This window comes from Kribbella sp. NPDC054772, from assembly GCF_053611945.1.
Genome location: NZ_JBSHBJ010000046.1, coordinates 8,351 through 34,684, shown reverse-complemented (window position 1 = coordinate 34,684; position 26,334 = coordinate 8,351). Strand labels below are relative to the sequence as shown.

The 26,334-nt window shown below is 68.7% G+C and carries 23 protein-coding genes; 11 read left to right on the top strand and 12 right to left on the bottom strand.

Annotated elements, in window-relative coordinates; all coding sequences use genetic code 11:
- Window position 1 precedes the first annotated feature (1 nt).
- Window positions 2-1,543: a cellulose binding domain-containing protein gene (locus ACWGID_RS38705; protein ID WP_452204347.1), complete on the top strand. Its 1,542-nt coding sequence runs from the start codon at window positions 2-4 to the stop codon at window positions 1,541-1,543.
- A 36-nt stretch (window positions 1,544-1,579) separates the two neighbouring features.
- Here ACWGID_RS38705 and ACWGID_RS38700 read toward each other — a convergent pair whose 3' ends face one another.
- Window positions 1,580-2,353: a hypothetical protein gene (locus ACWGID_RS38700; protein ID WP_452204346.1), complete on the bottom strand. Its 774-nt coding sequence runs from the start codon at window positions 2,351-2,353 to the stop codon at window positions 1,580-1,582.
- 88 nt (window positions 2,354-2,441) lie between these two features.
- Window positions 2,442-3,329, bottom strand: coding sequence for a LysR family transcriptional regulator (locus ACWGID_RS38695; RefSeq protein WP_452204345.1), 888 nt, complete (start codon window positions 3,327-3,329; stop codon window positions 2,442-2,444).
- 71 nt (window positions 3,330-3,400) lie between these two features.
- On the opposite strand from ACWGID_RS38695, the gene ACWGID_RS38690 reads away from it, so the two are divergent.
- Window positions 3,401-4,612, top strand: coding sequence for an MFS transporter (locus ACWGID_RS38690; RefSeq protein WP_452204344.1), 1,212 nt, complete (start codon window positions 3,401-3,403; stop codon window positions 4,610-4,612).
- A 4-nt stretch (window positions 4,613-4,616) separates the two neighbouring features.
- Window positions 4,617-5,066: an aminoacyl-tRNA deacylase gene (locus ACWGID_RS38685; RefSeq protein WP_452204343.1), complete on the top strand. Its 450-nt coding sequence runs from the start codon at window positions 4,617-4,619 to the stop codon at window positions 5,064-5,066.
- Here the strand turns inward: ACWGID_RS38685 and ACWGID_RS38680 are convergent.
- Together ACWGID_RS38680 and ACWGID_RS38675 are read right to left on the bottom strand one after the other, a co-directional pair.
- Window positions 5,063-5,965, bottom strand: coding sequence for a helix-turn-helix domain-containing protein (locus tag ACWGID_RS38680; RefSeq protein ID WP_452204342.1), 903 nt, complete (start codon window positions 5,963-5,965; stop codon window positions 5,063-5,065). The two genes, ACWGID_RS38685 and ACWGID_RS38680, sit on opposite strands and share 4 nt — an antisense overlap.
- Window positions 5,966-5,967: 2 nt before the next feature.
- Window positions 5,968-7,647: a chitinase gene (locus tag ACWGID_RS38675; RefSeq protein WP_452204341.1), complete on the bottom strand. Its 1,680-nt coding sequence runs from the start codon at window positions 7,645-7,647 to the stop codon at window positions 5,968-5,970.
- Window positions 7,648-8,054: 407 nt separating this feature from the next.
- Between ACWGID_RS38675 and ACWGID_RS38670 the strand changes: the two genes are divergently transcribed.
- Window positions 8,055-8,864, top strand: a complete 810-nt coding sequence (locus tag ACWGID_RS38670) for an HAD family hydrolase (protein WP_452204340.1) — start codon at window positions 8,055-8,057, stop codon at window positions 8,862-8,864.
- 350 nt (window positions 8,865-9,214) lie between these two features.
- Here ACWGID_RS38670 and ACWGID_RS38665 read toward each other — a convergent pair whose 3' ends face one another.
- Entirely contained in the window at window positions 9,215-9,994 is a 780-nt protein-coding gene (locus ACWGID_RS38665) for a cell filamentation protein Fic (RefSeq protein ID WP_452204339.1), read from the bottom strand.
- Between the two features lie 24 nt (window positions 9,995-10,018).
- Between ACWGID_RS38665 and ACWGID_RS38660 the strand changes: the two genes are divergently transcribed.
- From ACWGID_RS38660 to ACWGID_RS38645, 4 genes are all read left to right on the top strand, one after another.
- Window positions 10,019-12,130, top strand: a complete 2,112-nt coding sequence (locus ACWGID_RS38660) for a bifunctional glycosyltransferase/CDP-glycerol:glycerophosphate glycerophosphotransferase (RefSeq protein ID WP_452204338.1) — start codon at window positions 10,019-10,021, stop codon at window positions 12,128-12,130.
- Between the two features lie 129 nt (window positions 12,131-12,259).
- Complete coding sequence (gene argS / locus ACWGID_RS38655) at window positions 12,260-13,933, top strand: arginine--tRNA ligase (RefSeq protein ID WP_452204363.1); 1,674 nt, start codon at window positions 12,260-12,262, stop codon at window positions 13,931-13,933.
- A 16-nt stretch (window positions 13,934-13,949) separates the two neighbouring features.
- Window positions 13,950-14,981 carry an alpha/beta hydrolase-fold protein gene (locus ACWGID_RS38650; RefSeq protein ID WP_452204337.1) on the top strand — a complete coding sequence of 344 codons (1,032 nt, stop codon included), beginning with the start codon at window positions 13,950-13,952 and terminating at the stop codon, window positions 14,979-14,981.
- 41 nt (window positions 14,982-15,022) lie between these two features.
- Complete coding sequence (locus tag ACWGID_RS38645; RefSeq protein ID WP_452204336.1) at window positions 15,023-16,003, top strand: GNAT family N-acetyltransferase; 981 nt, start codon at window positions 15,023-15,025, stop codon at window positions 16,001-16,003.
- Here the strand turns inward: ACWGID_RS38645 and ACWGID_RS38640 are convergent.
- Window positions 15,992-17,476, bottom strand: coding sequence for an MFS transporter (locus ACWGID_RS38640; RefSeq protein ID WP_452204335.1), 1,485 nt, complete (start codon window positions 17,474-17,476; stop codon window positions 15,992-15,994). The genes ACWGID_RS38645 and ACWGID_RS38640 overlap by 12 nt on opposite strands.
- 123 nt (window positions 17,477-17,599) lie before the next feature.
- On the opposite strand from ACWGID_RS38640, the gene ACWGID_RS38635 reads away from it, so the two are divergent.
- Window positions 17,600-18,199, top strand: coding sequence for a TetR/AcrR family transcriptional regulator (locus ACWGID_RS38635; protein ID WP_452204334.1), 600 nt, complete (start codon window positions 17,600-17,602; stop codon window positions 18,197-18,199).
- Here the strand turns inward: ACWGID_RS38635 and ACWGID_RS38630 are convergent.
- Entirely contained in the window at window positions 18,159-18,677 is a 519-nt protein-coding gene (locus tag ACWGID_RS38630; RefSeq protein ID WP_452204333.1) for a dTDP-4-dehydrorhamnose 3,5-epimerase family protein, read from the bottom strand. The genes ACWGID_RS38635 and ACWGID_RS38630 overlap by 41 nt on opposite strands.
- A complete protein-coding gene (locus tag ACWGID_RS38625; protein ID WP_452204332.1) occupies window positions 18,674-19,879 on the bottom strand; it encodes a DUF2786 domain-containing protein in 1,206 nt (401 codons plus the stop codon). Before ACWGID_RS38625 ends, ACWGID_RS38630 begins: the two co-directional genes overlap by 4 nt.
- Window positions 19,880-20,002: 123 nt before the next feature.
- Between ACWGID_RS38625 and ACWGID_RS38620 the strand changes: the two genes are divergently transcribed.
- Window positions 20,003-21,379, top strand: coding sequence for an FAD-binding oxidoreductase (locus tag ACWGID_RS38620; protein WP_452204331.1), 1,377 nt, complete (start codon window positions 20,003-20,005; stop codon window positions 21,377-21,379).
- Here the strand turns inward: ACWGID_RS38620 and ACWGID_RS38615 are convergent.
- The 4 genes from ACWGID_RS38615 to ACWGID_RS38600 are packed head-to-tail and all read right to left on the bottom strand — an operon-like array spanning window position 21,376 to window position 23,811.
- Window positions 21,376-22,122, bottom strand: a complete 747-nt coding sequence (locus ACWGID_RS38615) for an SDR family NAD(P)-dependent oxidoreductase (protein WP_452204330.1) — start codon at window positions 22,120-22,122, stop codon at window positions 21,376-21,378. The two genes, ACWGID_RS38620 and ACWGID_RS38615, sit on opposite strands and share 4 nt — an antisense overlap.
- Window positions 22,115-23,356 (bottom strand): AMP-binding protein, encoded by a 1,242-nt coding sequence (locus ACWGID_RS38610; RefSeq protein WP_452204329.1) that lies wholly within the window; start codon window positions 23,354-23,356, stop codon window positions 22,115-22,117. The genes ACWGID_RS38615 and ACWGID_RS38610 overlap by 8 nt, the downstream gene beginning before the upstream one ends.
- Window positions 23,357-23,363: 7 nt before the next feature.
- Window positions 23,364-23,615 carry an acyl carrier protein gene (locus tag ACWGID_RS38605; RefSeq protein WP_452204328.1) on the bottom strand — a complete coding sequence of 84 codons (252 nt, stop codon included), beginning with the start codon at window positions 23,613-23,615 and terminating at the stop codon, window positions 23,364-23,366.
- Window positions 23,572-23,811 (bottom strand): hypothetical protein, encoded by a 240-nt coding sequence (locus ACWGID_RS38600; protein WP_452204327.1) that lies wholly within the window; start codon window positions 23,809-23,811, stop codon window positions 23,572-23,574. Before ACWGID_RS38600 ends, ACWGID_RS38605 begins: the two co-directional genes overlap by 44 nt.
- A gap of 116 nt (window positions 23,812-23,927) precedes the next feature.
- Here ACWGID_RS38600 and ACWGID_RS38595 point away from each other — a divergent pair, with 116 nt between their 5' ends.
- Window positions 23,928-26,327 carry a hypothetical protein gene (locus ACWGID_RS38595; protein WP_452204326.1) on the top strand — a complete coding sequence of 800 codons (2,400 nt, stop codon included), beginning with the start codon at window positions 23,928-23,930 and terminating at the stop codon, window positions 26,325-26,327.
- The last annotated feature ends 7 nt before the right edge of the window (window positions 26,328-26,334 follow it).

Below are 26,334 nucleotides of genomic sequence, written 5' to 3'. Positions count from 1 at the left end.
CATGAAACGCATCTCCCTGGCGATAGCAGCCATCACCGCGGTGGTCGTCGCCCTCCTCACTGCACAGACAGCCAGCGCGGCAGGAGTCTCTGCCACCTTCACCAAAGTGTCCGACTGGGGCAGCGGCTTCGAGGGCAAGGTGACGGTCACCAACGGCACCACCAGCTCTCTCAGCACCTGGTCGGTCTCCCTGGACTTCCCGTCCGGCTACAACGTCACGAGCACCTGGGACGCCAACCACACCAGCAGCGGACAGACGCATACGTTCACTCCGCCGAGCTGGGCCGGCCCGCTGGCGCCAGGAGCGTCCGTCTCCTTCGGCTTCAACGGCAGCCCCGGCAACTTCGCCGGAATCGCGTCCTGCCGTTTGAACGGCGCCGCCTGCTCCGGCGGCGGTGGCGGCACCGTCCCTGGTGCACCAACAGGTCTCTCCGGTACGGCGTCCGCGTCGTCAGTGAGCCTCACCTGGTCGGCCACGTCCGGTGCAGCCAGCTACAACGTCTACCGCAACGGAGCGAAGGTGGGCAGCCCGACCGGTACGTCGTACACCGACTCGGGGCTCACCGCGAACACGTCGTACAGCTATCAGGTCAGCGCCTCCAACAGCGCGGGTGAGGGCGCGAAGAGCAGCAGCGTCTCCGTCAAGACCGGTATCGGTGGTGGAAACACCGGCAGCAAGCAGGCCGCGCCGTACCTGTACATGGGCTGGGGTGACCCGCCGAACCCCGCGACCGTGATGAACGCGACCGGGATCAAGTGGTTCACGATGGCGTTCGTCCTGGCGTCCGGTGGCTGCAACCCGGCCTGGGACGGCAGCCGACCGCTGCAGGGTGGTGCCGACGCCACGGCAATCGCCGCGATCCGCGCGGCCGGTGGCGACATCGTCCCGTCGTTCGGCGGCTGGAGCGGTAACAAGCTCGGCCCGAACTGCGGTACGCCGGAAGCTCTCGCCGGCGCGTACCAGAAGGTGATCGACGCCTACAGCCTGAAGGCGATCGACATCGACATCGAGAACTCCGACGAGTTCGAGAACGAGGCCGTGCAGGACCGCATCCTGAACGCGCTGAAGATCGTCAAGCAGAACAACCCCGGCATCCAGACGATCGTCACCTTCGGTACGTCGACCACCGGGCCGACGTACTACGGCAACCGGCTGATCGACCGGTCGAAGGAGCTCGGCGCGAACATCGACGTCTTCACGTTGATGCCGTTCGACTTCGGCAGCTCGAACATCTACAACGACACGGTCGGTGCGTCGACGGGTCTGAACAACAAGCTGAAGAGCACCTTCGGGTGGACCACCGCGGAGGCGTACGCGCACCAGGGTGTCTCCGGCATGAACGGTCTGTCCGACCAGCAGGAGATGACCACCACTGCGACCTGGCAGAACATCACCAACTGGGCGAAGACCAACGGGCTCGCCCGGCTGGCGTTCTGGTCGGTGAACCGCGACCGCGGCTGCGCCGGCGGCGGCGTGGTGTCCAACTGCAGCGGTATCGCTCAGGGCGACTGGGACTTCACGCGGATCACCGCAGGCTTCTGAGGGGACGAGGTCGGCTGGGTGTGGCGGGTGCTGCGCTCAGCCGGCCTTGATCGCGTCGATGATCAGGCCGTTGCGGGCGTTCTGCCCGAGCGGGACCGACGGGTGCAGGCCGTCGCGGAGGTAGCGGGCCAGCCGGTTCGGGCTGGAGGCCAGGTGCTCGGCCCAGTGCACGATCCGCAGGTTGTCGTAGCGACGCTGCGCATCGGAGAGCTGCAGGTTGATCCAGGCGCTGTTGCGCTGGTCGGAGACCTTGACGTCCACACCGTGCGCCGTCCGCGCCGCCTGCACGTTGACCCAGTAGACCGTCCGCTCGTCGCCGACGATCTGCATCGTGCGGTCGACCTGGGCGGCGACCGCCGGCGGCGTGAAGATGTCGTTCGAGCCGACCGACATCAGGATCCGGTGCGGCAGGCCGTAGTCCTGCGCCCAGGTGTCCAGTGCGTCGACCGCGGGGGTCACCGGGCGACCGGCCCAGTTGTGCACGGCAATGCTGATCCCGAGCTTCGTCAGCTGCCTGGCCAGCGCCGGTCCGTCCTGGACGCCGATGCTGTCGCCGAACATGAAGACGCCGTCGTTCTCCCGGGCGCGGCGGATCTGCGCCTCGTTCGAGATCGCCCGTGCCTGGCGCTCCCAGGCGCCGAGCACACCGGACCCGTAGTTGCCCAGGGCGCCCGCGGCGTCGAGGGCGGCCTGCGGGGAGCCCGGGGCCGCCTCGGCGGCCGTGGCCGCAACCGTCGACGCAGCCGCCGCCGTCCCGGCTGCGAACAGCAGCCGGCGACTCGGCCGGAACGAACCCAGACGCTTCCTCACGCAGGAAAGAGTGCGGTGGAAAGCCCTCTCACTGCAAGTCGACACCGGGAAAATTGGACGAACGCTGCGGAAGTCACTGTCTCAGCAGTCAGCTGGACGTCACCGGCCGAGATCGGACAAATGTCCGGAACCGCTCCGCCGCCGGAGTCAGCGGCGCACCCAATCGCCAGGCCATCCCGATCTCCCGACGAGCCTGTACGCCGGCCAGCGGCACGGAAACCGCCCCGCTGTCGTTCCCCCGCACCGCGCCGGCCGGCAGGATCGCCACGCCGAGGCCCGCGCCGACCATGCTGTCGATCGTCGCGAGGTCGGTCGCCTCGAAAGCGAGCTGTGGACTGAACCCGGCCGCCGCGCACAGCTGGTCCGTCACCCGTCGGAAGCCGAAGCCGGGCTGCAGGCCGACAAAGGCCTCGTCCCGCGCCGCCTCCAGCTCCACCCGGTGCCGGGTCGCCAGCGGGTGGCCAGGCGGCACGTGCAGGCACAGCCGCTGACGCTCGAGCAGGTGCCAACCGAAGCGCGAGGGGTCCGGCCGCGGCGCGATGATCGCGATCTCCGCTTCGCCGGTCTCGAGATCCTGGACGATGTCGTGCGCGGGCTCCTGCCGCAGCGCGAACTCGACGTGCGGCGCCACCGCCCGGAACGCCTTCAGGAGGTCGGGCATCAGGCTGGTCGCGACCGAGTGCAGGAACGCCAGCCGCACCGTGCCGGACTCCGGGTCGAGCAGCGCGTCGATCCGGCGCTGCGCAGTATCCACTGCCGTCGTCGCCGCACGGGCCGCCTCCAGCACCAGGCGGCCGTAGGGATTCAGCCGTACGCCGCGACGCTCCCGCTCGAACAGCGGCACCCCGAACGCCCGCTCGACGCGCTGCAGCGAACGGGTCAGGTTGGGCTGACTGGTCCCCAGCGTCGCGGCGGCCTCGGTCAGGTGCTCGGTCTCCGCCAGTACGGCGAACCACCGCAGATCCTCGACATGCATACTGAAATCGTATCGATTTCTGCTGAGATCGACATTTTACGTATCGCTCCAGGCGTGCGACCGTCGAAGACATGCATCAGTCCGTCGCTCGCCACACCGGGTACCTTCCCGGGGATCCGGAGTACCGCAAGCTGTCTGTCGCGCTGTTCGCGGCCGGGCTGGCGACGTTCGCGCTTCTCTACAGCACGCAGCCGCTGCTGCCCCAGCTCGTCGACGCCTTCCACGTCTCCCCCAGCCAGAGTGCGTTCAGCGTGTCCTTCGCGACGTTCGGCCTCGGTCTGGCGCTGCTGGTCGCCGGCCCGGCGTCCGAGGTGCTCGGGCGGACCAATCTGATGCGCTGGTCGGTCGCGGCGACCTCTCTGTTCGCACTGCTCAGTGCCTTCGCGCCGACCTGGCACCTATTGCTCGCGCTGCGCGGACTGCAGGGCATCGCCATGGCTGGGCTGCCAGCGGTCGCTATGGCGTACCTGCGGGAAGAGGTGCATCAGGACAGCCACGCACGCGCCAGCGGGCTCTACATCGCGGGTACGGCGGTTGGCGGCATGGCGGGCCGTCTGATCGCAGGAGGACTGTCGGACGTCGGCGGATGGCGCTTCGCGACCGGCGGGATCGCAGTGGTCGGCGTACTGTGCGCGGCTGTCGTCTGGCTGCTGCTCCCGGCGTCGCGGAACTTCCATCCGAAGGCCGCGCGGCCCCAGGACCTCTTCCAGGTACTACGGGATCCCGCACTGCTCGCGCTCTACGGGATCGCTACGACGGCCGTAGGCGCGTTCGTGGCGGTCTACAACGGGGCGGTCTTCCGACTGTCGGGTTCGCCGTACGAGCTGAGTGCTGGGGCGGCCGGACTGGTGTTCTGCGTCTATCTGCTGGGGTCGGTGGGGTCCGCGACCGCGGGGACGCTGGCGGATCGGTACGGGCGGCGCGCTGTGGTTCCGGTTGGCTGTCTGATTACGCTGGCTGGTGTAGCGATCACACTGGCCGCCCCGCTGCCGTTCATCGTGCTGGGGCTGGCTGTGATGACGGCGGGGTTCTTCGCGGTCCACGGAGTGGCCAGTGGCTGGGTGCCGGCTCGGGCGCACGCGAGTGGAGTCGGGACCGGACAGGCATCGAGCATGTACCTGTTCGCGTTCTACCTGGGCTCCTCGGTCTTCGGAGGCCTAGCGGGTACGGCGTGGAGCCGCGCGGCGTGGACCGGGGTCGCGGGAGAGGCCGGGGTGTTGTTCGTCGTGACGCTCGTCCTCGCCGTACTGCTCAAGAACGTTCCCAGCAAGGTGCAAAACTAGCCGGGTGACGAAAGCTACCGATGCGGCCGATCAGCTGGGTCTCAGCTACGAGGTGACCAGGCACGGCCGGGTGAACTCGCTGGAGGAAGCCGCAGCGGCGCGGGGTATCGAGCCGGCGCGGTTGATCAAGACGATCGTCGTACGGCTGTCCGACGACGACTACCGCTTCGTGCTGGTGCCGGGCGACCGGGAGATCGCGTGGCCGAAGCTGCGGGCGCTGCTCGGGGTGAACCGGATCTCGATGCCCGACAAGGACACGGCGTTCGACGTCACCGGGTACGTGCGCGGGACGATCACGCCGCTCGGCAGCACCCGCGACTGGCCGGTGATCGCCGACGAGCGGATCACCGGCACGATCTCGATCGGCGGCGGGGACCACGGCGTCGGGATCACCGTGGACGCCGAGGCCCTCACCAAGGCACTCGGCGCCACCGTGGCTGATGTGACCGACTAGACCAGAAGGCCTTGCTGGCCGGCGCGCAGGCCGGCTTGGAAGCGGGTAGTGGCGTCCAGCGCCTTCAGGATGCGTTGCATGCGGCGTTCTACGGTGCGTTGAGCGACGCCCAGGCGCCGCGCTATGGCTTGGTCTGTCAGACCGGCTGCGGCCAGTGAGAGCAGTTGCTGGTCGTCGGACGTGAGTGGTCCCTCGGACACGGCCGGAGTCAACGGGCTGGCCTGTTGCCACAGCAGGTCGAAGAGGCGCACCAAGGCGTCCAGAAGACCGGAAGGGCCGAGCTCGACGACGACATCAGGAGCTGTTGGCAGCAGAGCGATCCGGCGATCGACCAGAACCAGCTTGAGCGGTACGTCGCGCAGCATCCGGCAGCACCCGGTCGACCGAGCAGCAGCCAGGTCGTCGGGCTCGGACAGAGACGCCATGTCATAGATCCGTCGGTACCGCAGTCCCTGGGCCCGACGTGGCTCCACCAACATCCGGTCCAGCACGAGTACTTCGTCCTGCGCGCACTGCTGGGCCTGATAGAACCGCTGCGCAATCGCCTCGGCGCCACGGATGACAGTGAAGGCATCCGGCTGCCGGAACTCCGCAGCCAACACGGCAGCACCCAACCGTGCCTCCACGATCGCCTTCTGCTTCCGCAGCGCGAGCAGCTCGACCGCAGCCTCTGGCACTGCCGGCAGGTAGCGAGCCGGTCGGCCTGGCGTCCGGGACGCCAGGCCGAGAGACAGTAGAGACCTGAGGTGCCGGCCGACCCGGTTCGCCGGCCAGGCCACGAAGGAGGCCAGGTCGGTCGCAGTGGATTCCGGGCGGGCCAGAAGCGCCCGGTAGAGCTGCTCGTCCTCCGAGCAGACACCGAGCGCCTCCAGCACCGGAGCCGGTCGATAGTTGTGCATGATCAGGGCAACGCGTGGACGTGGCCGCCGACCTGGGAAGCGAACTGGTTGCCGTTCGTCGCGTCCCAGTTCGTCGACCAGGTCATCGCCCCACGCAGCGACGGCCACGGGGAGCTCGGCTTGTAGTTACCGCAGCCGGTGCCCTTGGTCAGGCAGTCCAGTGCGTTGTTCACCACCGACGGGGCGACGTACCCGCTCCCGGCGGCCTGGGAGGACGCCGGCAGGCCGAGGCCGACCTGGTCGGGACGGAGACCGCCCTGCAGCATGATGCAGGCCTGCGAGGTGATGAAGTCGACCGAACCCTGCGAGTAGACCTGACCGTTGCAGCCGTTCATCGAGCCGGAGTTGTAGTACTGCACGTTGACGATGGTCAGGATGTCCTTGATCGCCAGCGCCAGCTTGAAGTACTCCGTCGACGTGCTCTGCATGTCGATCGTCTGCGGCGCCATGGTGATGACCAGCCCGTTGCCGAACTGACTCTGCAGGCTCTTCAGCGCCTGACCCATGTACTGCGCGTTGACGCCGTTCTCGAGGTCGATGTCGATCCCGTCGAACCCGTACTCGCGCAGTACGGACAGGGCGCTGCCGGCGAAGTTCGACGCGGCCGTCGGGTCCGCGACCGAGATGGTGCCGTTCTGGCCGCCGACGGACAGGATGACCTTCTTACCGGCCGCGTGCTTCGCCGCGATGTCGGCCTTGAACTGGGCGACCGTGTAGCCACCCAGACCGGCGCTGTCCAGATTGAACGTGATGGCGCCGGGCTTCGACGCGTCGGCGTCCGCGAAGGCGACCGCGATCAGGTCGTACGCCGCCGGTACGTCCGCAATCTTCTGCACAGTCGCGCCATTGTTGAAGTTCTGCCAGTACCCGGTGAGCACATGCGACGGCAGGTTGCTGACCGGCGGGTTGGTCCCGCCGTCCGACGTGGTGCCCGACACCGCAGCGCCGTACGGCGAGCAGTTGCCGCTCGGGTCACAGGCCCGGACCTTGAACGAATACGTGGTTTGCGGGCTCAGACCGGTCGCGGTCCAGCTGGTCACGTTGCCGACGCTCTGCGCGGCGCTGGTACCGCGGACGACGTCGTAGTGGTCGATACCGCTGGCGTCGGACGCGGCCGACCAACTGAGCTTCAGTGAACTTGAAGTCGGGCTGCTCACCGCCAGACCGGCGGGTGTCGACGGCGGCGTGGTGTCCTGTGTTCCACCGGGACCGTCCAGCACGACGTCATCGACCTGGTACGCCGGGAGCGCGTACCAACTGTTGACGTAGATCGTCACCGACGTCGCTGAACTGCCCGTGATGAACGGGACGGTCAACTGACTCCAGCTGGAACTGGTGGTCCACGTACTCGGGCCACCGTCCACACCGAGGTAGACGTTCGATCCCTTCACCCAGGCCGACAGCGTGTACGCCGTATTGGGCTGGACCGCAATCGATTGGGAGCACCGGGCGATGTCACTCCCGCTCGGTGTCGCCTCGAGGGCGTACGAACCGGAGTGTGGCGTGGAGGTCGTGACGCCGCCGGCCGGACACGACCAGCCGGAGAGCGCGCCGGACTCGAAGCCGGAATTCGTGACGAGATTGGTCGCCGCGGAGGCGGCGCCGGGGGCCAGGAGGCCCATGAGTACGGCGAGCAGGCTGATGACGACCGCTGCCTGGGGGCGGTATGCAGGCGGTTTCATGCCTTACAACCTGTGACTGCGCGATTACATTGTCAAGACCCTGCATAAAGTGGGAACGCTCCCACGCACACAAAAGCGAGAATCTTTACGGGTCCTTCGCGAACCGCAGGAGGAAAGGCGACGGCCCCCGGCGGGGGGGTGACCGGGGGCCGTCTTCGGCCACGGGCTCGGGGGGAGGAGCCGGGGGCCGTTCAGGAGGCGACAGTCTGCCACTGTCGGGGGTTATATACCCCCAAGACCGGGCTCTACACATCTCAGTTCGATTTCGACTGCGAGCGTTTCACCCAAACGCTGGTCCCACCCGATCGGGCGCTTCCAGCCAGTGTCACTGTCACACTGATCACCAGTCTAACGGGATACCGGCCCATGCAAAAGCCCGGGTCCCCCGGCGTTTCTCACCGCTGCCTATGCTCGGTCCCATGGCGCACCCCGGAACGGCCCGACCGGCGGCATTCTTCGATCTGGACAAGACCATTCTGGCGCGCTCCAGCACCCTCGCGTTCTCGCGGCCGTTCTACACCGGCGGGCTGATCAACCGCCGGACCGTCCTGCGCAGCGCGTACGCGCAGTTCGTCTATCTGCTCGGCGGCGCCGACCACGACCAGATGGAGCGGATGCGTGAGTACATCTCGGCGATGTGCACCGGCTGGGACGTCGCGACCGTGAAGACGATCGTCGCGGACACGCTGGACCACATCGTCCGGCCGATGATCCACACCGAGGCCGTCGAGCTGATCGCGCAGCACCACGCGGCCGGCCGGGACGTGGTGATCGTGTCGTCGTCCGGCGCCGAGGTGGTGGAGCCGATCGGTGCGATGCTCGGCGCCGACAAGGTGATCGCCACCCGGATGGTCGTTGCTGACGGCAAGTACACCGGCGAGATCGCGGACTACGCCTACGGTCCACACAAGGTCACCGCGATGAAAGCGCTGGCGGCGACCGAGGGCTACGACCTGGCGAGTTCGTACGGTTACTCGGACTCGATCACCGACGAGCCCTTGCTGGCCGCGGTCGGGCACCCGTTCGCGGTCAACCCGGACAAGGCCTTGCGCAAGATCGCGGTCGAGCGCGGCTGGCCGGTACTGGAGTTCACCGAGCCGGCCGAGCGGCCCGTCTTCCCTGCCGTACGACGGCCCGCGGTGGCCGCCGGGGTGGCCGCGGCAGTGCTCGCCGGCGTCGTCCTCGTGGCCTCCCGCCGACGCTCCCGGGCAAGCTGAATCCAGCGGTCCCAGGGAGCTGAAACCGACCTCCCACCACCGGTCCTGGAGGGCTGAAAGCTGAAGATAGCTTCATTGTTCTCAACTCCATGAAGACGCCGCATCCCCTTCCCAGAAAGGGGTTTCAGGAGTACAAAGGAAGGCAACAAAGGATCTTCGGATCCGGTAGAGATCGCACGGCAGCCAGGCACCCACGCGGCGACCAGCCCATCCCAAAGGGGCAGCGCGACCCAGGTTCGACCTGAGGCGGCAGACCGGTGCACGCATGGTAACCAGGATGGCGTGCCAGCGACGGCGTTCTCATCAGAGAGCGCCGTTCGCATGTGTGGCGACAGGTGCGGCGGAGGCCTTCAGTCGGTCGAAACCAGCGGCGACAGCTCGGCACCTTTTGTCACGACCTCGCAGGACCGCAGCAACCAATCACGGACCCCCGTCAAACCTCGCGCTGCGTAGTCGCGCAGGCCGGACGCATAGGTCGCCTGCAACACATAGTGACCGGCCTCGGGGACCGTGACCGCGACCGGGTCGATGCCCCGGGCAACCAAGAGGCAGCGCTCGGCGGCCCGGGCGACGAGACCGTTGGCGGTCGGGAACGGACGCAGTACGGCCAGCTCGGCGTGCACGATCGCCGCGACCACCAGACCGGGTGCCTTGGTCGGGCGCGTGAGGTTCTGGGCTAGCGCACTCAACCGCTCCCACATCTCGTCCGCGGGCGGCGCCGGCGGCAGGCCGGGGATGTCGTCGGGGATCGGCTCGGCGGCAGTCCGCAGGTGACCGAGTTCGGCCGCCGGTCCCAGGTCCAGACCGGCGAGCTGGTGCAGTCTGGTCCAGACCTGGACGGGTGCCTTGTCCACCTGCGGTGCGAGCGTCATCAGCTCACCGGTCAGTCGCACCGCGCCGGAGGCGAGTCCGTCGGCGACACCACGGCGTACCTCGTCGGGGGTCGCCGTGCTGCCGGCCAGCGCGGCGGAGGCATGCGCACCGCGCAGCAGCGCCTCGGCGGTCATGTCCGACCCGACCCGTCGCAGCCCACGATCCCGGAGCAGTACGTCGACCGCATCGCGGGCCGCCCGCGCCGCGGACCCAACCCCTTCCAGCCCGGCCAACGGCTCGAACACGTCAACACTCATGCCCGCAGCCTAGGATGACGTGGCATGGCGCTCGGCACCGTCCCCAGGTTCAGCATCGTGGTCCCCTGCCATGGCTCGCGGGCCTGGTTGCGTCCCTGCCTGGACTCGGTGCTCGGCCAGTCGTTCACCGACTTCGAGGTGATCGGGGTGGACGACGCGGACCACGACGGCTCCGGCCGGATCCTTGACGAGTACGCCGCCGCCGACCCGCGGGTGCGGCCGCTGCACCTGGACGAGAACATCGGGCTCGGGCCGACCCGGAACGCCGGGCTGAAGGAATGCCGTGGTGAGTACGTGCTGTTCCTGGACGCGGACGACGTCTGGCTGCCCGGCTCGCTGGAGGCCATCGCGACCAGGATCGACAACGCGCGCCAGCCCGACATCGTGATGTTCGACTACGAGCGGATCTTCTGGGACGGCCGCGTGGTCGGCAGCCAGCGGCACGACGCGTTCGCGCGCGAGGGCGCCGGCGTGTTCAGCGCGGCCGAGCGGCCGATCTTCCTGACCTTCCTCGAGGTGGTGTGGAACAAGGCGTACCGGCGGGCGTTCCTCACCCGGCACGGGTTCGCGTTCACGTCCGGCTTCTACGAGGACGCGCCGTGGACCTACTCGACGATGCTGACCGCCGAGCGGATCGCCACCCTTGACCGGGTCGTCGTGCACTACCGGCAGCACCGGGCCGGCGGCAACATCCACGCCACCAGCGGACGCTCGCAGTGGGACATCTTCGACCAGTACGACCGGGTGCACGCGTTCATCCAGTCCGACCCGGAGCTGACCGGCTGGCGGCGGTTCGCTTTCGACCGGTCGCTGGACCACATCATCGCCGTACTGGCGAAGCCGGAGCGGATCGACACCGACGACCGGGCCGACTTCTTCCACGCCGCGCATGCGTTCGCGAAACGCTGGAAGCCCGACGGCTACACCAGCGACCGGACCGCCCGCGGTTTCAAGCGGTGGCTGCTGATCCACGACGACTACGCGACCTACTCGACGCTCAAGCTGAGTGCGCGGATGCTGCAGGCCTCGAGCCCGCGCAAGACCGTCGGCAAGCTGTTGCGCCGTACCAAGCTGGACCCGAACTTGGTCGCTTACGCGGCCTACCGGTTCCAGCAGTACGCCTGCAACCCGCGGGCGATCTTCGAGAAGGCGGCCGAGCTGGCGCCGCACCTCCGCGGCGTCTGGGTGGTCGACAACGAGCACGTGGACGCGATCCCGGAGGGCGTCGAGTACGTCGTCGCGGACTCCCCGGCGTACGAGAAGCTGGTCAGCCGGGCGACGTACTTCGTCAGCAACATGAACTGGCCGAAGGACCTGGAGAAGCGGGCGGGCCAGATCCACCTGCAGACCCAGCACGGGACGCCGCTGAAGCGGACGGGCACCGATCTGCGGGCAGGGCAGGACGCGGACCTCGACGAGCTGATGCGCGAGGTCGACCGCTGGGACTTCAACCTGTCCTCGAACCGGTACTCCTCGGAGATCTGGGAGCGCACCTACCCGGCGTACTTCGAGGAGCTCGAGTACGGGTACCCGCGCAACGACCGCCTGCTCACCGCGACCCTCGACGACGTCCGCGCGATCCGGGCCGAACTCGGGTACGACGACTCGCACCTGGTGATCCTCTACGCGCCCAAGGATGCGGCACGGCTCGACCGCGACCAGCTGGCGCAGGCGGCCTGCGAACACGCTCGCGTCCTGGTGCGCTCGGACGGCGTGTTCTCCAAGGCCACGGATGCCCGGCAGCCGCGGATCGAGGACCTGATGCTGGCGGCCGACGTACTGGTCTCGGACCACTCGTCCCTCACGTTCGACTACGCGAACCTGGACCGGCCGATCGCCCTGCACGTTGAGGACACCGCGGTCGACACGTACTTCGACGTCGCCGAGTTCCCGCCCGGCGTGGTGGCGCGCTCCGCCGAGGAGCTGTTCGCCGCGTTGCGGACCGGCACGTTCGCCTCACCGGAAGCGGCCAAGCACCGGCAGCTGTACCGCGAGAAGTTCTGCGAGTTCGACGACGGGCAGGCGGCCGAGCGCGTCGTACGACGGGTGCTCCTGGGCGAGACCGACGTACCGGCGATCGTGCCGCTCGCGAACCGGTCGCCGGCACCGTCGGCGTACTTCGTGCATAATGGCTGACATGTCGATCAGCCTGAAGCCTTCTCACGCCCTTCGCGTGCGCTTCAGCCTGCGACGACGACGCACTGTCTGAACACCTCAACCTGTTCCAGTCGCGTCTTCCTGAAGGACCCTGCCATGTCCGCAGTTCTGCCTGTCCTGTCCACCCGGCTCTCCGTTGCCGCCGAGGCCGCCTTCGGTACGCCGTACGACCCTGAGCTGCGGTCGGCGACCAAACCCGAGTTCGGCCACTTCCAGAGCAATCTCGCGTTGCGGATCGGCAACGCGGTGGGTCTGCCGCCGCGGGAGGTCGCGGCCCGTCTCGTCGAGGCACTGGAGATCGACGACCTGTGCGAGAGACCGGAGATCGCCGGGCCCGGGTTCATCAATCTGACGCTGTTGCCCTCGACGCTGGCCGCGGCGGTGAACGAGCCGGAGACGTTCGGCAGCAACGGCCTGCGGGTCGTCGTCGACTACTCGCAGCCGAACGTCGCGAAGCAGATGCACGTCGGCCACCTCCGGTCGACCGTGATCGGCGACGCGCTCTGCAACGTCCTCAGCCACGTCGGGTACGACGTGATCCGGCAGAACCACGTCGGCGACTGGGGCACGCAGTACGGCATGATGATCGAGCAGCTGCTCGCGGAGGGTATCGCGGCGGAATCCCTTGATCTGGAGGGATTGCAGAAGCTCTACGAGCGGAGCCGGAAGCATTTCGATGCCGACGGCACCTTTGCGGACCAGGCCCGGCTGCGGGTCGTCGCGCTGCAGTCGGGTGACCCGGAGACGCGGACGATCTGGCGGCACATGGTCGACGTGTCGATGGACGACTTCGAGAAGGTGTACGCCTTGCTCGGGTCGAAACTCACCCGGCAGGACGTGGTCGGCGAGAGCGCGTACAACGACGACCTGCCGCGGGTCGTGGCCGAGCTGGAGACGCAGGGTCTGCTGACCGAGTCCGACGGGGCGATGTGTGCGTTCCTCCCCGGCTACCTCGGCCGGGACGGCGATCCACTGCCGGTGATCGTGCGGAAGTCCGACGGCGGATTCGGCTACAGCGCAACGGATCTGGCCGCCGTCCGGCACCGGGTGAGCACGCTGCACGCCGACCGGATCGTGTACGTCGTCGACCATCGGCAGGCGTTGCACTTCGACATGATCTTCACGCTGGCGCGGACCGCCGGCTGGCTACCGGCCACTACTCCGGCTGAGCACGTTTCGTTCGGCACCGTCCTCGGTCCGAACGGAAAGCCCTTCAAAACAAGAGAAGGCGGCACCGTCAAGCTGGTCGACCTGCTGAACAGCGCGGTTGCGCGGGCCGATGCGTTGCTGGACGGCCGGGAGGGTGTGGACCGGAACGCGACCGCGAAGGCGGTCGGCATCGGCGCGGTCAAGTACGCCGACCTGTCGAGCGACCGGGGCAACGACTACGTCTTCGACCTGGACCGGATGGTCGCGATGACCGGCAACACCGGCCCGTATCTGCAGTACGCACACGCCCGGCTCACCAGGCTGCTGTCCAAGGCCGGCAGTACAGGCGGTCAGGTGACCGTCCTCGAGGAGCCGGCCGAGCAGCGGCTGGCCCTCCTCCTCACTGGTTTCGCCGCCACCGTGCAGCAGGTCGCAGACACGCTCCAGCCGCACAGACTGTGCACCTACCTGTACGACGTCGCGTCAGCCCTGAGCGTCTTCTACGAGCAGTGCCCGGTGCTGAGCAGTGAAGGCGCGACCAGAGCAAGCCGGGTCGCCCTCTGCACGGCAACCCGCAAGGTGTTGCAGGATGGACTCGGCCTGTTGGGGATCGAGGCCCCCGACGCAATGTGACTCTCTGGAGGTACGGATGCTGCCGTGGTCTGCCGAGCTCGCGGGACGACTGGACCAGACGACGTACACCAGTGAGTTGTTGTGGGGGAACCCGCTCGGCGATCCGCACGAGCGCCCGGTGCTGGTGTACCTGCCGCCCGGGTACGACGACTCGGACGACCGCTACCCGTCGATCTACGTGACGATGGGCTACACCGGGCACGTCGGGATGTGGTTCAACCGGACACCGTTCCGGCAGCCGTACCCGGAGCTCCTGGACGCGATGTTCGCCGACGAGGGCGTGCCGCGGGCGATTGTGGTGTTCGTCGACTCCTGGACCAGGTACGGCGGGAGCCAGTGTCTGGACTCCCCCGGGACCGGGCAGTACCAGTCGTACCTGTGCGACGAGATCGTGCCGTGGGTGGACGCGACGTACCGGACCATCCCGGACCGTGACCACCGCGCCGTCACCGGCAAATCGAGTGGTGGGTACACGGCGATGGTCACGCCGTTGCTGCGGCCGGACGTGTTCGGCGCACTCGCGACGCACGCCGGTGACGCGCTCTTCGACGTCTGCTACCGCCCGGAGTTCCCCGAGCGCGCCCGGACGCTGCGCGACAAGTACGACGGGAGCTACGAGAAGTACTTCGAGGTGCTCGCGACCCGCACCGGCCGGACCACCAACGAGGACCTGCACCTGCTGGAGATGTACGGCTACGCGTCGGCGTACTCCGCCGAACCCGACGGGACCGTCCTGCTGCCGTTCGACGACCTCGGGGCGATCGTCCCGGAGGTCTGGGCCCGCTGGATGTCCCGCGACCCGGTCGAGATGGCGAAGGAACCGCAGTACGCCGAGGCGTTGCGATCGCTGCGCGCGGTGTGGATCGACGCGGGCCGGCAGGACGAGTACTACCTCGATCTCGGGGCGACCGCGTTCCACCGGGCCGCGCGGGAGGCCGGTCTGCCGGACGGGCGGATCCATTTCGAGTTGTTCGAGGGAACGCACGGCGGGATCGAATACCGGTACCCGATGGCGGTGCGCTGGCTGGCGGAGCAACTCAGCGCGTAATTGGTGTGCCGTCGCCCCCGTGGACACCGTACCTTCGAGCCATGAACTGGCCGGAGGGAATCGAGGCGCGCCCGATCGACAAGGGCGACGTGAAGGCGTGGGCGGCGCTGCTGGCCGCCAAGGAGAAGGTCGACAACGAAGGCGAGAACTTCGGGGTCGAAGACCTCGCCGAGCAGCTCGAGCGGCCGAACCTCGATCTGGCCCGGAACAGCATCGGCCTGTGGTCCGGCGGCCGGTTGATCGGCTACGGCATCGCGCACGCCTCGACCTCCGTGGCGGACGTGGACCGCGTCCGCGTCGAGGGCACGATCGACCCGGAGTGGCGCCGGCAGGGCCTCGGTACCACGCTGATGCACTGGCTGATCCGTCGCGCCGGTGAGCTGCACGCCGAGAAGCATCCGGACACGCCCGGCCAGGTCGGCGTCGGCGCGAGCACCCACAACGTCAGCGCGGACAGCCTGTTCCGGAGTCTGGGCTTCGAGGACGAGCGGTACTTCTTCGACATGCGCCGGCCGCTCGACGAGCCGGTCCCGGCCGCGCCCGTGGCTGACGGATTCGAGCTCCGCTCGTACGACCCGGCGTACGAAGAGGCCTTGCGGGAAGCACACTTCGAGTCCTTCTCCGACCACTGGGGCTGGTCACCGCCGACCCCGGAGGCCTGGCGGTCCCGGAACGTCGGATCACGGGCCTTCCGCGGCGCCCAGTCGTACGTCGCCCTGGACGGTGACACCGTCGCGGCATACGTGAACGGCTACGAGTGGGAGGCCGACACCGAGGTCACCGGTGTCCGCGAGCTGTACATCGGTCAGGTCGGCACCCGGCGCGCGTACCGCGGGCGTGGTCTGGCCCGGGCGACCATCGCCAAGGTGCTGGCCGAGGCCGCACAGGCCGGCTACCAGCGGGCTTCGCTCGGCGTCGACGCCGACAACCCGACCGGAGCACTCGGCCTGTACGAGCACCTCGGCTTCACCACTCACAACAAGTTCATCAGCTACCAGCTGGCGATCCCGTCAGACGTGTGAGTCCACGACGACCGGAGCCTCGACCTGCTCAGGCTCCGGTTCGGTCCGGAACCAGTTCCACGGGCGGACGGTGAGGATGATCATCGCCAGGCTCAGGCCTGCGTAGACCAGGGACCCGATGAACGCCGCGTGCACGCCGTCGACGAGCACCTCGCGCGGGATCGTCGACGTGGAGTTGCGGCTCGCCGTACCGAAGATCGTGACCAGGATGCCGAGGCCGAGCGCGCCGCCGACCTGCTGGACCACGTTCAGCATGCCGGACGCGGCACCCGAGTCCTCCGGCGCGACGCCTGCGATCGCCCGGCCGACGAGCGGGATGAAGATCATCCCGGCGCCCGCGCCGAACAGCAGCAGCGGACCGACCACGTCGTGCAGGTAGGTGCTGTGCGCCCCGAGCCGGGTCAACCAGACCGTGCCGAGCGTCACCAGCGTCGAGCCGAGCAGCATCAGCTTCGCGCCGTCGATCCGCGCCACCAGCTTCGGTACGACGCGGGACGCGGTGAACAGCAGACCGGTCAGCGGCAGGAAGGCCAGCCCGGCGGCGAGCGGGCTCAGCGCGAGCACACCCTGCAGGTACTGCGTCAGGAAGAAGAACATCCCGAACATCGTCCCGACCACCAGCAGCATCGTCAGGTACGACGCCGAGCGCACCGGCGACCGGAACAGCCGCAGCGGAACGATCGGGTGGCTGACCCGGCGCTCGACCAGGACGAACGACACCAGCAGTACGACGCCCACCGCGAACGCGGTCAGCACCTCGGGCGACGACCAGCCCTTCTCGGCGACCCGAATGAACCCGAAGACCAGTGACGTGATGCCAAGGGTCGAGGTGAGCGCGCCGGCCACGTCGAACCGGCCGGTCTCCCGCTCGGTCTCGGTCAGCACGCGACGGGCCGCGAAGACCAGCGCGATACCGATCGGCACGTTGATGAACAGACCCCAGCGCCAGGACACCCAGTCGGTGAGCATGCCGCCGAGGACCAGGCCGACGCTGCCGCCACCGGAGGACACCAAGCTGTAGTAGCCGAGCGCCTTCATCCGCTCGGGGCCTTCGCGGTACGTGAGCATCAGCAGAGTCAGCGCCGCCGGAGCCGCGATGGCACCACCGATGCCTTGCAGGACGCGGGCGGCGAGCAGGAGCTCCGCGTTCGGCGCGAGACCGCCGAGCAGGGAGGCGAGCGTGAAGACGCTGATCCCGGTGACGAAGACCCGGCGACGGCCGAGCAGGTCACCGGCACGGGCGCCGAGCAGGAGCAGACCACCGAACGCGAGCGCGTAGGCGTTCTGCACCCACGACAGGCTGGACGGGCTGAAGTGCAGGGCCTGCTGGATGTGCGGCATCGCGATGTTCACCACGGTGCCGTCGAGGATGACCATCAACTGGGTGACCAGGATGACCGCGAGGACTACCCCCGGCCGCCGCGCGGGCGTGCCGGATCCGGCGCTGGCCGGCGCTGCGGATGTTGCCGACATATTGCTCCTTACCCCAAGGGGGCTACAGTTGAGAGTGAAAGCGGAGCGCTCCTCCGGATACGATACGGAGGCATCCTCCGCTTTGCAAGCGATATCGTGGTCGGACCCTCGGGAGGAGGCTGGATGGCGCCGCAACCACTGCCGTGTTCACGGCCGACCCGCGCGGACGCGGCGCGGAACTACGACCGCCTGGTGACCGCGGCCCGGGAGACGTTCGCCGAGCACGGCACCGACACCTCGCTCGAGGAGATCGCCCGCCGGGCCGGCGTCGGCATCGGCACGCTCTACCGCCGCTTCCCGAACCGGACCGCCCTGCTCGAGGCCGTCTACGTCGACGAGATCCAGTCCGTCGTCGACCGCGCCTACGACTTCGACCGGGAGCTGGAGCCGTTCGACGCGCTCTCCGCCTGGCTGCGCAGCTTCGTCGGGTACGGGCTGTCCAAGAAGAGCCTGTCCCACGAGCTGACGCTGGCCATCGGCCAGGAGTCCCCGTTCTTCCAGGCCTGCAAGACGAACGTGCAGGCAGCCGGGAGCCTGCTGCTGGACAAGGCGAAGGCAACCGGCGACGTGCGGCCCGAGGTGGATCTGATGGATCTGCTGCGGCTGGTCGGCGGCATCACCCACTCGCCCGACACCCCGCCCGAGCAGGCCCAACGCCTGCTCGACATCGTGCTCTGCGGGCTCAGGCCCGCTGCTGCCGCAGCTGCTCCAGCGAAGGGTTAGCGGCGTCCTTCTTGGTGTACCAGAGCGGCTGGACCGGCCAGTCGATCGCCAGCTCCGGGTCGAACAGGTCCACACTCACCCGCTCCGGCGACCAGTACTCGTTCACCAGGAAGTTGTACGTCGTGTGCGGCGTCAGCGTGCAGAACGAGTTCCCGACGCCACGGGGCACGTAGAGCGCGTCCGACGTACCGAGCTCGAAGGTCTCCACGGTGCCGAAGGTGGCGGTGTCGCGGAGGTCGACGATCGCGGCGAACACCCGGCCGGACGACGGTGACAGGTACTTGTCCCACGGCTCCGCGTGGATCCCCCGGACGACGCCCGCGAACTCGAAGTACGCGACGTTGTGCTGGACGACGTCGAGCCCGATCTCGGCCAGTTTCGCGCGGTGGAAGTTCTCCTTGAACCAGCCGTCGTGGTTCGGCTGGACCTCCAGCTCGATCCGCAGTACGCCGGGAATCGTGGTCTCCGCGGTCCTCATCGGCGCACCTGCCGCCGGGCCTCGAGCTGGGCCTGGTCGGCGGCGGTGAGGCCGGCGTGCCACCCGGCGCCGTTGGTGATCCGCGTCCGCCGGGTCGTGGTGTTCGGGAACAGTTGGGTGAACAACGCGTCCACGTGCTCCTCTCTCCGTGCCAGCACCGGCAGCAGACGGCCCGCGTCAGCTGCCGGTACGGCGGCCTCGGCCGCGGCCGCGGTCTGCTCCAACCGCTCGCCGATCCGCTGCGCGTAGGCCATCAGGAACGACTGCCGGAACGAGCGGGTCCGGGACTCACCCCGGTGACCGAAGTGTTTGCCAGCGGCAAGCATCGCCCGATTGGCCTGCACCAGCAGGGAGGTGCTGAGGATCTCGGTGTGCTGCAGGTCCAGCTCGGCGCCGACGATGGTGACGACCGCCAGGTCCTCGATCACGACCGTGCGGCACCGGTTCGCAGCGGCGACCGCACCGACCAGCTGCGCCTTGGCCGAGACGTACGGCGTCTCGACCCACACCCGGCGCCCCGCGGAGTCGTCCGGGATCTCCACCTCCGCCTCCAGCAGCGCACTGTCCAGCGAGAACTTGGCCATCAGCTCCTGCGCCTTGCCCGACAACGCCTCCGCCTCCTCCGGGAACTCGGTCGCTTCCGCCTTCGCCAGCAGCCCGCGAATCCGGGCCAGCATCTTCCCGTTCGCCGGTACGAGGGGTTGCTCGCGGCGGACCGTCGTACCGGGCAGGGGGTAGAGGCGGGCCAGGACCGGCAACGTCTGGAGGAAGCCGGCCAGGGCGAGGGCGTGGTGCAGCGTGAGGTAGCGGCCGACGCGCGCGCCGGCGGCCCACGCGGTCAGGCTCAGCGTGGTGAAGGGCTGTGGGACGCCGACGTCGGTCAGTTGGCCGAGCCAGCGTGAGTCGATGGCGCCGCCTGAGTAGCCCAGGTGCTCCGCCGAGATCGCGGCGAGCAGCAGCGGTTCGGCGCCGGGGTCGAGGGTGCGACGGCCGTGCTGTACGACGTCCGCGGGCGCCCAGCCGCGCTCCCACGCGGTCCGCAACAGGCCAGTGAGGAACGCCTGCACGCATCGGTCCACCTGCGCCTGGTCGATCTCGTCGTACGCACCCAGCCGGGCCAGGTGCGTGTCGGCGCGATCGTCGCGCTCGGCAACACCGGCGGCGGCAATCGGTAACAGTCGCAGGATTTCCTCGTCACTCACGTCATCGAGTCTGACACTCACCGAAGTTCCCACTCAAACGGGAATTCTTCCCCTTGTGGACAAGCCCGCGACTCTGGAGGCTGGCAGATTCAGCTAGTGGATTCAGATGGGGGAGGAATCGGAATGACGCAGAGCGTGGGGGAACTGCGCACGGTGCTGAGCGGGGCCGTGTACGCACCACAGGACGAGGGGTACGACGCGGCGCGGCGACTGTGGAACGCCGAACACGTCCGGGAGCCGGCCCTGATCGCCCAGGTCCGGTCGGCGGCGGACGTCCAGGCCGCCGTTCGGTACGCGGTGGCCGAGGGACTGGAGATCGCCGTCCGCGGCGGCGGGCACAACATGGCCGGACTGGCGTCGGTGGACGGTGGTCTGATGATCGACCTGAGCCGGATGAACCAGGTCACGGTCGACCCGAAGGCTCGCCGCGCGCGGGTCGGCGGCGGAGCGCTGCTGCGGGATCTCGACGCCGCGACCCAGCAGCACGGTCTCGCCGTACCCGCGGGGCTGGTCGGTCACACCGGAGTCGGCGGGCTCACGCTCGGCGGCGGGATGGGGTGGCTGTCCCGGTTGTACGGGCTCAGCATCGACAACCTGGAGTCCGTGCAGATCGTCACCGCGGACGGCAGCATCGTGCGCGCGAGCACGGACGAGAACGCGGACCTGTTCTGGGCCGTCCGCGGCGGTGGCGGGAACTTCGGCGTGGTCACCGAGTTCGAGTTCCGGCTGCACCAGGCCGGGCCGGTCGTGAACTTCGGGATCGCGTTCTGGAGTCAGGACGAGGGCGCCGAGGTACTGCGGACAGCTCGCGAGGTGATCCCGGCGCTGCCGCGTGAGGTCAACGTGGTGATCGCCTGCCTGAACGCGCCGCCGGCACCGTTCGTCCCGGCGGAGCAGCACTTCAAGCCCGGGTACGCGCTGGTGGCGATCGGTTTCGGCCCGGCCGAACAGCACGCGATGGCGATGGACCGGTTGCGCGGGAAGCGGCCGCCGGTGTTCGAGTTCACCAGCCCGATGCCGTACGTCGCCGTACAGCAACTGCTCGACGAGGCGAACGCGCACGGGATGTACCACTACGAGAAGGGCACGTACCTCGAGACGCTGTCCGATCCGGTGATCGACGTGATCACGACGCAAATGCCGCAGAAGACGTCACCGATGTCGGTGGCGATGATGTACCGGCTCGACCACGGGTACCTCGAGACCCCGGACGACGCCACCGCGTTCGGCGGGCAGCGGACGCCGCGCTACGCGATGTTCACGATCGCGACCACGCCGGGACCGGAGGGGCTTGACGCGGAACGGGCCTGGACCCGCGGGTTCTGGGACGCGTTGCAGCCGTACGCGATCAGCATCGGCAGCTACATCAACGGCATCGCCGAGACCGACGAGGCGCGGCTGCGGGCGTCGTACGGCCCGAAGTACGACCGGCTCGTCGAGATCAAACGCAAGTACGACCCCGACAACGTCTTCCACCGGAACCAGAACATCAAGCCTTAGATCGAGGCTGCGCCGTCCACCACGAGGACCTGACCGTTGATGTTGGTGTTCTCGAGCAGCAGCATCCGGACGAGCGGGAGGACGTCGTCGGGCTCGGTCAGGTGACCGGTCGGGGTGCGGCGGACGATCTGGTCGAGCTGGGTCTGCCCGAGCACCGCGGACATCTCCGAGGCGAAGAAGCCCGGAGCGACGGCATTGGCGAGGACGCGGCCACCGAGTTCACGAGCGAGTGAGCGGGTGGCCGCGTCCATGCCGCCCTTGGTGGCGGAGTACGCGACCAGCCCCGGGTACCCGCGTTGCGCGCAGATCGAGGTGATGTTGACGATCCGGCCCTTGAGGCCCTTGGCGAGCATCCGGCGCAGGACGAAACGGGTGAGCACCAGCGGCGAGGTCAGATTGGTCTGGATGATCTCGGCCAGCCGCTCGGCCGAGGTGTGGACGTGCAACGAGTCCTGACCGATCGCGGCGTTGTTCACCAGGCCGTCGATCGGGCCGAGCGTGCTCTCGACCTCCTTCACGAACGCCTGCGCGGCCGCGGCGTCGTTGACGTCGACGGAGCCGAAGTGCAGGTGGTCCGGGTACTTCTCGCCGAGCGCGCTCAGCTCGGGCGTGACGGTCCGGGCGAACGCGGCGACCTTGACCCCGGCGGCCAGCAGGTCGGTGACGACGGCCAGGCCGAGGCCGCGGGAACCGCCGGACACCAGCACGACCGAGGCCGGTGGGACAACACTGATCTCAGACATCGCTCTTCAGGGTTTCCTTCTGCGGGATCTGGTCGAGGAATCGGATCCGCCGCGGTACGCCGTAGTCCGGCAACCGGGTCGAACACCACTGCACCAGGTCGGCGTCCGTGATCGGACCGAGCGCCAGGTTCGGGACGACTTCGGCCGCGACCATCCGGCCGACCAGCGGCGCCTTGCGCGCGAACACCCGCGCCCACGCGACGCCGGGGTGGCCCATCAGCACGTTGCGGACCACACCCGCCGAGACCTTGGATCCGCCGACGTTGATCTCGTCGGTGTCCAGGCGCCCGGTGATCAGCACGCGGTCGGCGTCGTACTCGACCCGGTCGCCGGTGTGCACCGCGCCGACCAGGCCGGCGCCGTGGTGCGGCGAGCGGATGACGAGCTCGTCGCCCTCGACGCTCAGGGTCGGCCGGTCCGGAGTGGGTTCACGATCCAGCCAGGTCTTCGGGAATCCGGCCTTGCCGTCGTGCACCACGATCGAGGCGCCAACTTCGGAGGACGCGTAGATCCAGGAGATCCGGGTCTTCGGGAACAGCTCCCGGAGCTGGTCGAGGATCGCCTGGTCGACAGGCTCGCCGCCGAGCGTGATCTGCTCCAGCGGTACGGCGCTCAGCGCGTCGGCGTCCCGATAGATCGCCTGCCGCCAGAAGGTCGGCGTACCCGAGGCCGCGGTGACTCCGTGCTCGGTGGCGATCGCCGGCCAGTTCTCCAGCTCGCCGGGCTCGATCACGACCAGGCCCTGGTCGGCCTGGGTCAGCGAGAGCGTGACGACCTGCCACCAGGCGTAGGTCCCGGGTGAGTACGGCAGCAGCCAGGTGCGCGGCGGCTGGTCGCCGGTCACGGTGGTCAGCGTCTCCAGTGTGTGGCCGATCCGCTTCGGGCGGCCGGTGGAGCCGGAGGTGAGCAGCCAGGCGCGGCCGGACTCCTCGACGCGCTTCAGTTTGGCCGGCGTGACTGCCCCATCGGGCAGCACGATCGCGAAACCGGACTCGCCCAGTTCTTCCCGCATCCGCTCGTCGACACGGGACTCGGTGGCGACCAGCAGCTCGGTGCCGTGCACCGCGTGGTGGCGCAGGGCAGCGAGCGCGTCGGCGCCGTTGTCGACCAGGACGGCGGCGGGTGATGGCAGTTGCGGCAGCTTGTGCAGCGTCCGCCAGGTCAGGCGCTTCCCGGCGACGACCACGGTGTTGTCGTCACCGATCAGGGCGGTGCTACGGCGGCGGCTCGTCACGGCGCCGTCACGCGGACTGGAGGTGCTCGATGAAGTCGAGTACGTCGCCGACCGTCGCGATCCGGCGCAGCCCGGGGGCATCGAAGTTCAGCTCGTCACCGAGCTCGTCCTCCACCCGGAGGGCCAGCTCGGAGAAGTCCAGCGACCGGAACCCGATCGCGCGGAGATCCGCTGTGTCGTCGGCCGGCAATGCCCGGCCCTGGGCCGTCATCACCTCACCCATCAACGCCCTGACCCGACTCCGATCCACCGAACTCATAGTCCCGAAGCCTAGCGTCTCCGTCCGGCGAGCCCTCGGTCCCCGGAGATTTGTCACGCCGCAAGAGCCAGGCCTTCAGGCGTTTGAAACGAGCGCTGATCTCCCATCCGACCAGTGCGATCACCGGGGCCGCGGCGGCCAGTGCCGCCAGCAGGACTTCCTCCACCGGCAGGCCGGCGATGTGCTCGACAACCATCGAACCTCCCGCACACAGCAAGGGCTTGGGAGATTACCCAGTGTAAACGCGAAGCCCGTGGTGGTAAACGGCTCACCGGCCGTCAGCCGGTCAAGTAGGGCTCATACACTTTCCCGATGATCAGAGCGGGCCGGCGGCGTATTGCAGGGCGGGGCAAGCGGTCCGCGGCACTGGTCAGTCTTCCGGTGCTGCCGCTGGCCTGGTTCGTGGCATTGCAGGAGCACCCGCCGTGGATGCCGGCCGTGTACCTCGCTTACCTCCTGGTCGTCATCGTCGTACCGGGCACGATGTTCTGGCGCCGGCTGACCGGCGGGGTCGGGTGGCGCGCGGCGGACGTGGTGCTGGGGACCGCGTTCGGGCTCGCGGTCGAGGCGTTGCTCTATCCGATCGGCATGCTGTTCCAGATGCCGTTCGCGGCGTTGCTGATGCCTGCGCTGGCGTTCGGGATGTGGCGGGCGTTGCCGCGGCGCAAGCTCCCGGAGCGGCCGACGCCGTGGTGGTCGATGGCCGGCGCGATGGTCGCCGTCGGGGTCGCGGCCGCCTGGTTCGTCCGGGCCGGCGCGCACCTCATCCCGCTGAACGGGCCCGAGGCCCTGCGACCGAGCTCGGACGCACCGCACAATCTCGCGATCGCCGGCGAGGTGGCGCACCACTTCCCGGCGCGCGTTCCGTACGCCGATGGTCGGTGGCTGACGAGCCACTGGGCGGCGTACGACCACATCGCGTCCGCGCACTGGATCACGACGGTGCCGCTCGACGTACTGACGCATCGGATGGTGCCGTTCGCGTGGATCCTGCTGACCGTGCTGGGCGCTGCCGCGGTCGGGATGCTGCTGACCGGGCGTGCGGTGGCCGCGCCGATCGCTGCTGGGCTTGTGGTGGCCGGTGGCGATCTGGTGGCTTGGCCGTGGGCGGTGTCGGATCGGGTGTTCGCCGACGGGCCGTTCTCGCTGGGTGAGCTGACCAATCCGCCGCAGGCCTTCTCGACCGTGCTGTTGCTGCCGTTGATCGCGGTGACGACGTTGCTCCTGCGGCGTCGCCCCGGCACGACCCGAGGTCAGTTGTTTCGGCTCTTCGTCGCTGCCGGTGTGCTGATCGCCGTGCTGGCGATGACGAAGGCCACCACCTTGCCCGTCTACGCCACCGGGCTCGCGGTGGCCTGGATTTACCTCACGGTCCGCGCGGGGCGGCTCAATCTACGAGCCCTGGTTCTGGGGATCGGGGTCGCGGCGGCCTATGCGCTGACGTTCTTCTTCGTACTGCGGGGCGCGGCGTCGAGCGTGCGGTTCGATCCGGGGGCGACGTTCACGAGCCTGGCGGATCGGATGGGCGGTGGTTCCGCTGTTCCGGTGATCGCTGCGGTGGTCGTGGTCGGCTGGGTGATGCCGCTGGTCGGCGCATTGCTGATCAAGCGGCGTGTGGCGCGCGATCCGACGGTGGTCTTCCTGGTCGCCGGGTTCGTGGCGGCGGTGCTCGGTGCGTCGCTGCTCGCGGATCACGGGGACACGCAACTGTTCTTCGTGCGGACCGGGTTCGTGTACGGCGTACTGCTCGCGACCTGGGGTCTCGCGTCACTCGAGCGGCGGCTGTTCTGGGTCGCCGGCGTCGCGCTCGCGATCGGGGCCGCGGCGATCTACTGGGGCCGCTACCGGTCCCCCGACACGTGTACGTCGGCGAACTGTTTCGGGCAGGGACTCGTGGTCGCGCTGGTGATCGCGGCGCTCGGGATCGGTGTGTTCGGGCTGGTGCTGCGCGGATCCCGGCGTACCTGGGCCGTGATCGCGGTGGCGGTGCTGATCGGTACGACGGTGTCGCCGACGGTCGCCGCGATCCGGACGTTCGCCGATCCACCACTGACGGAGTACGAGTCGATCGCACCGGGCGGGATCGAGGCGGCCCGGTTCATCCGCCGCAACTCGGGGTCGGACGACCGGATCGCCACCAACGTGCACTGTCACCAGGCGCGCGCGTCACACTGCGGGACCGGGTCGTACTGGATCGCGGGGTACGCCGAGCGGCGGGTGCTGGTCGAGGGATGGGCGTACCAAGCACGCGTGGACGACAGCTATCCGGCCGGCGTCCAGGGACCGTACTGGAACCAGGACCTGCTGAAGCTGAACGACGAGGTCTTCAGCAACCCCACGCGACAGACGATCGAGACGCTGCGGACGAAGTACGACGTCCAGTGGTTGCTGCTCGACGAGCGGGTCGGCGCGGCGCCGAAGAACCTGGACAAGCTGACCGAACTGCGGTTCCAGCTGGGCAGCGTCCGCGTGTACCAGATCTATCCGCCGCCGCCGGTGAACCCGTACCCGTCGAAGTCACCGTCACCCACAGGTACGCCGACTTCGTCACCAAGCTTCCCGACAACCACAACAGGCCCGTCGTCGGAGCCGTCATCGGGAACGTCGTCGGACCCGTCGTCGAGCCTGCCGACGACAGGGGCGGCGTATTGGCCGGACATCACCGGGCCGAGAGTAACCTCCCGGCCCCCCCCCCCGGCGGGTGGGGGTTAGGGGCGGG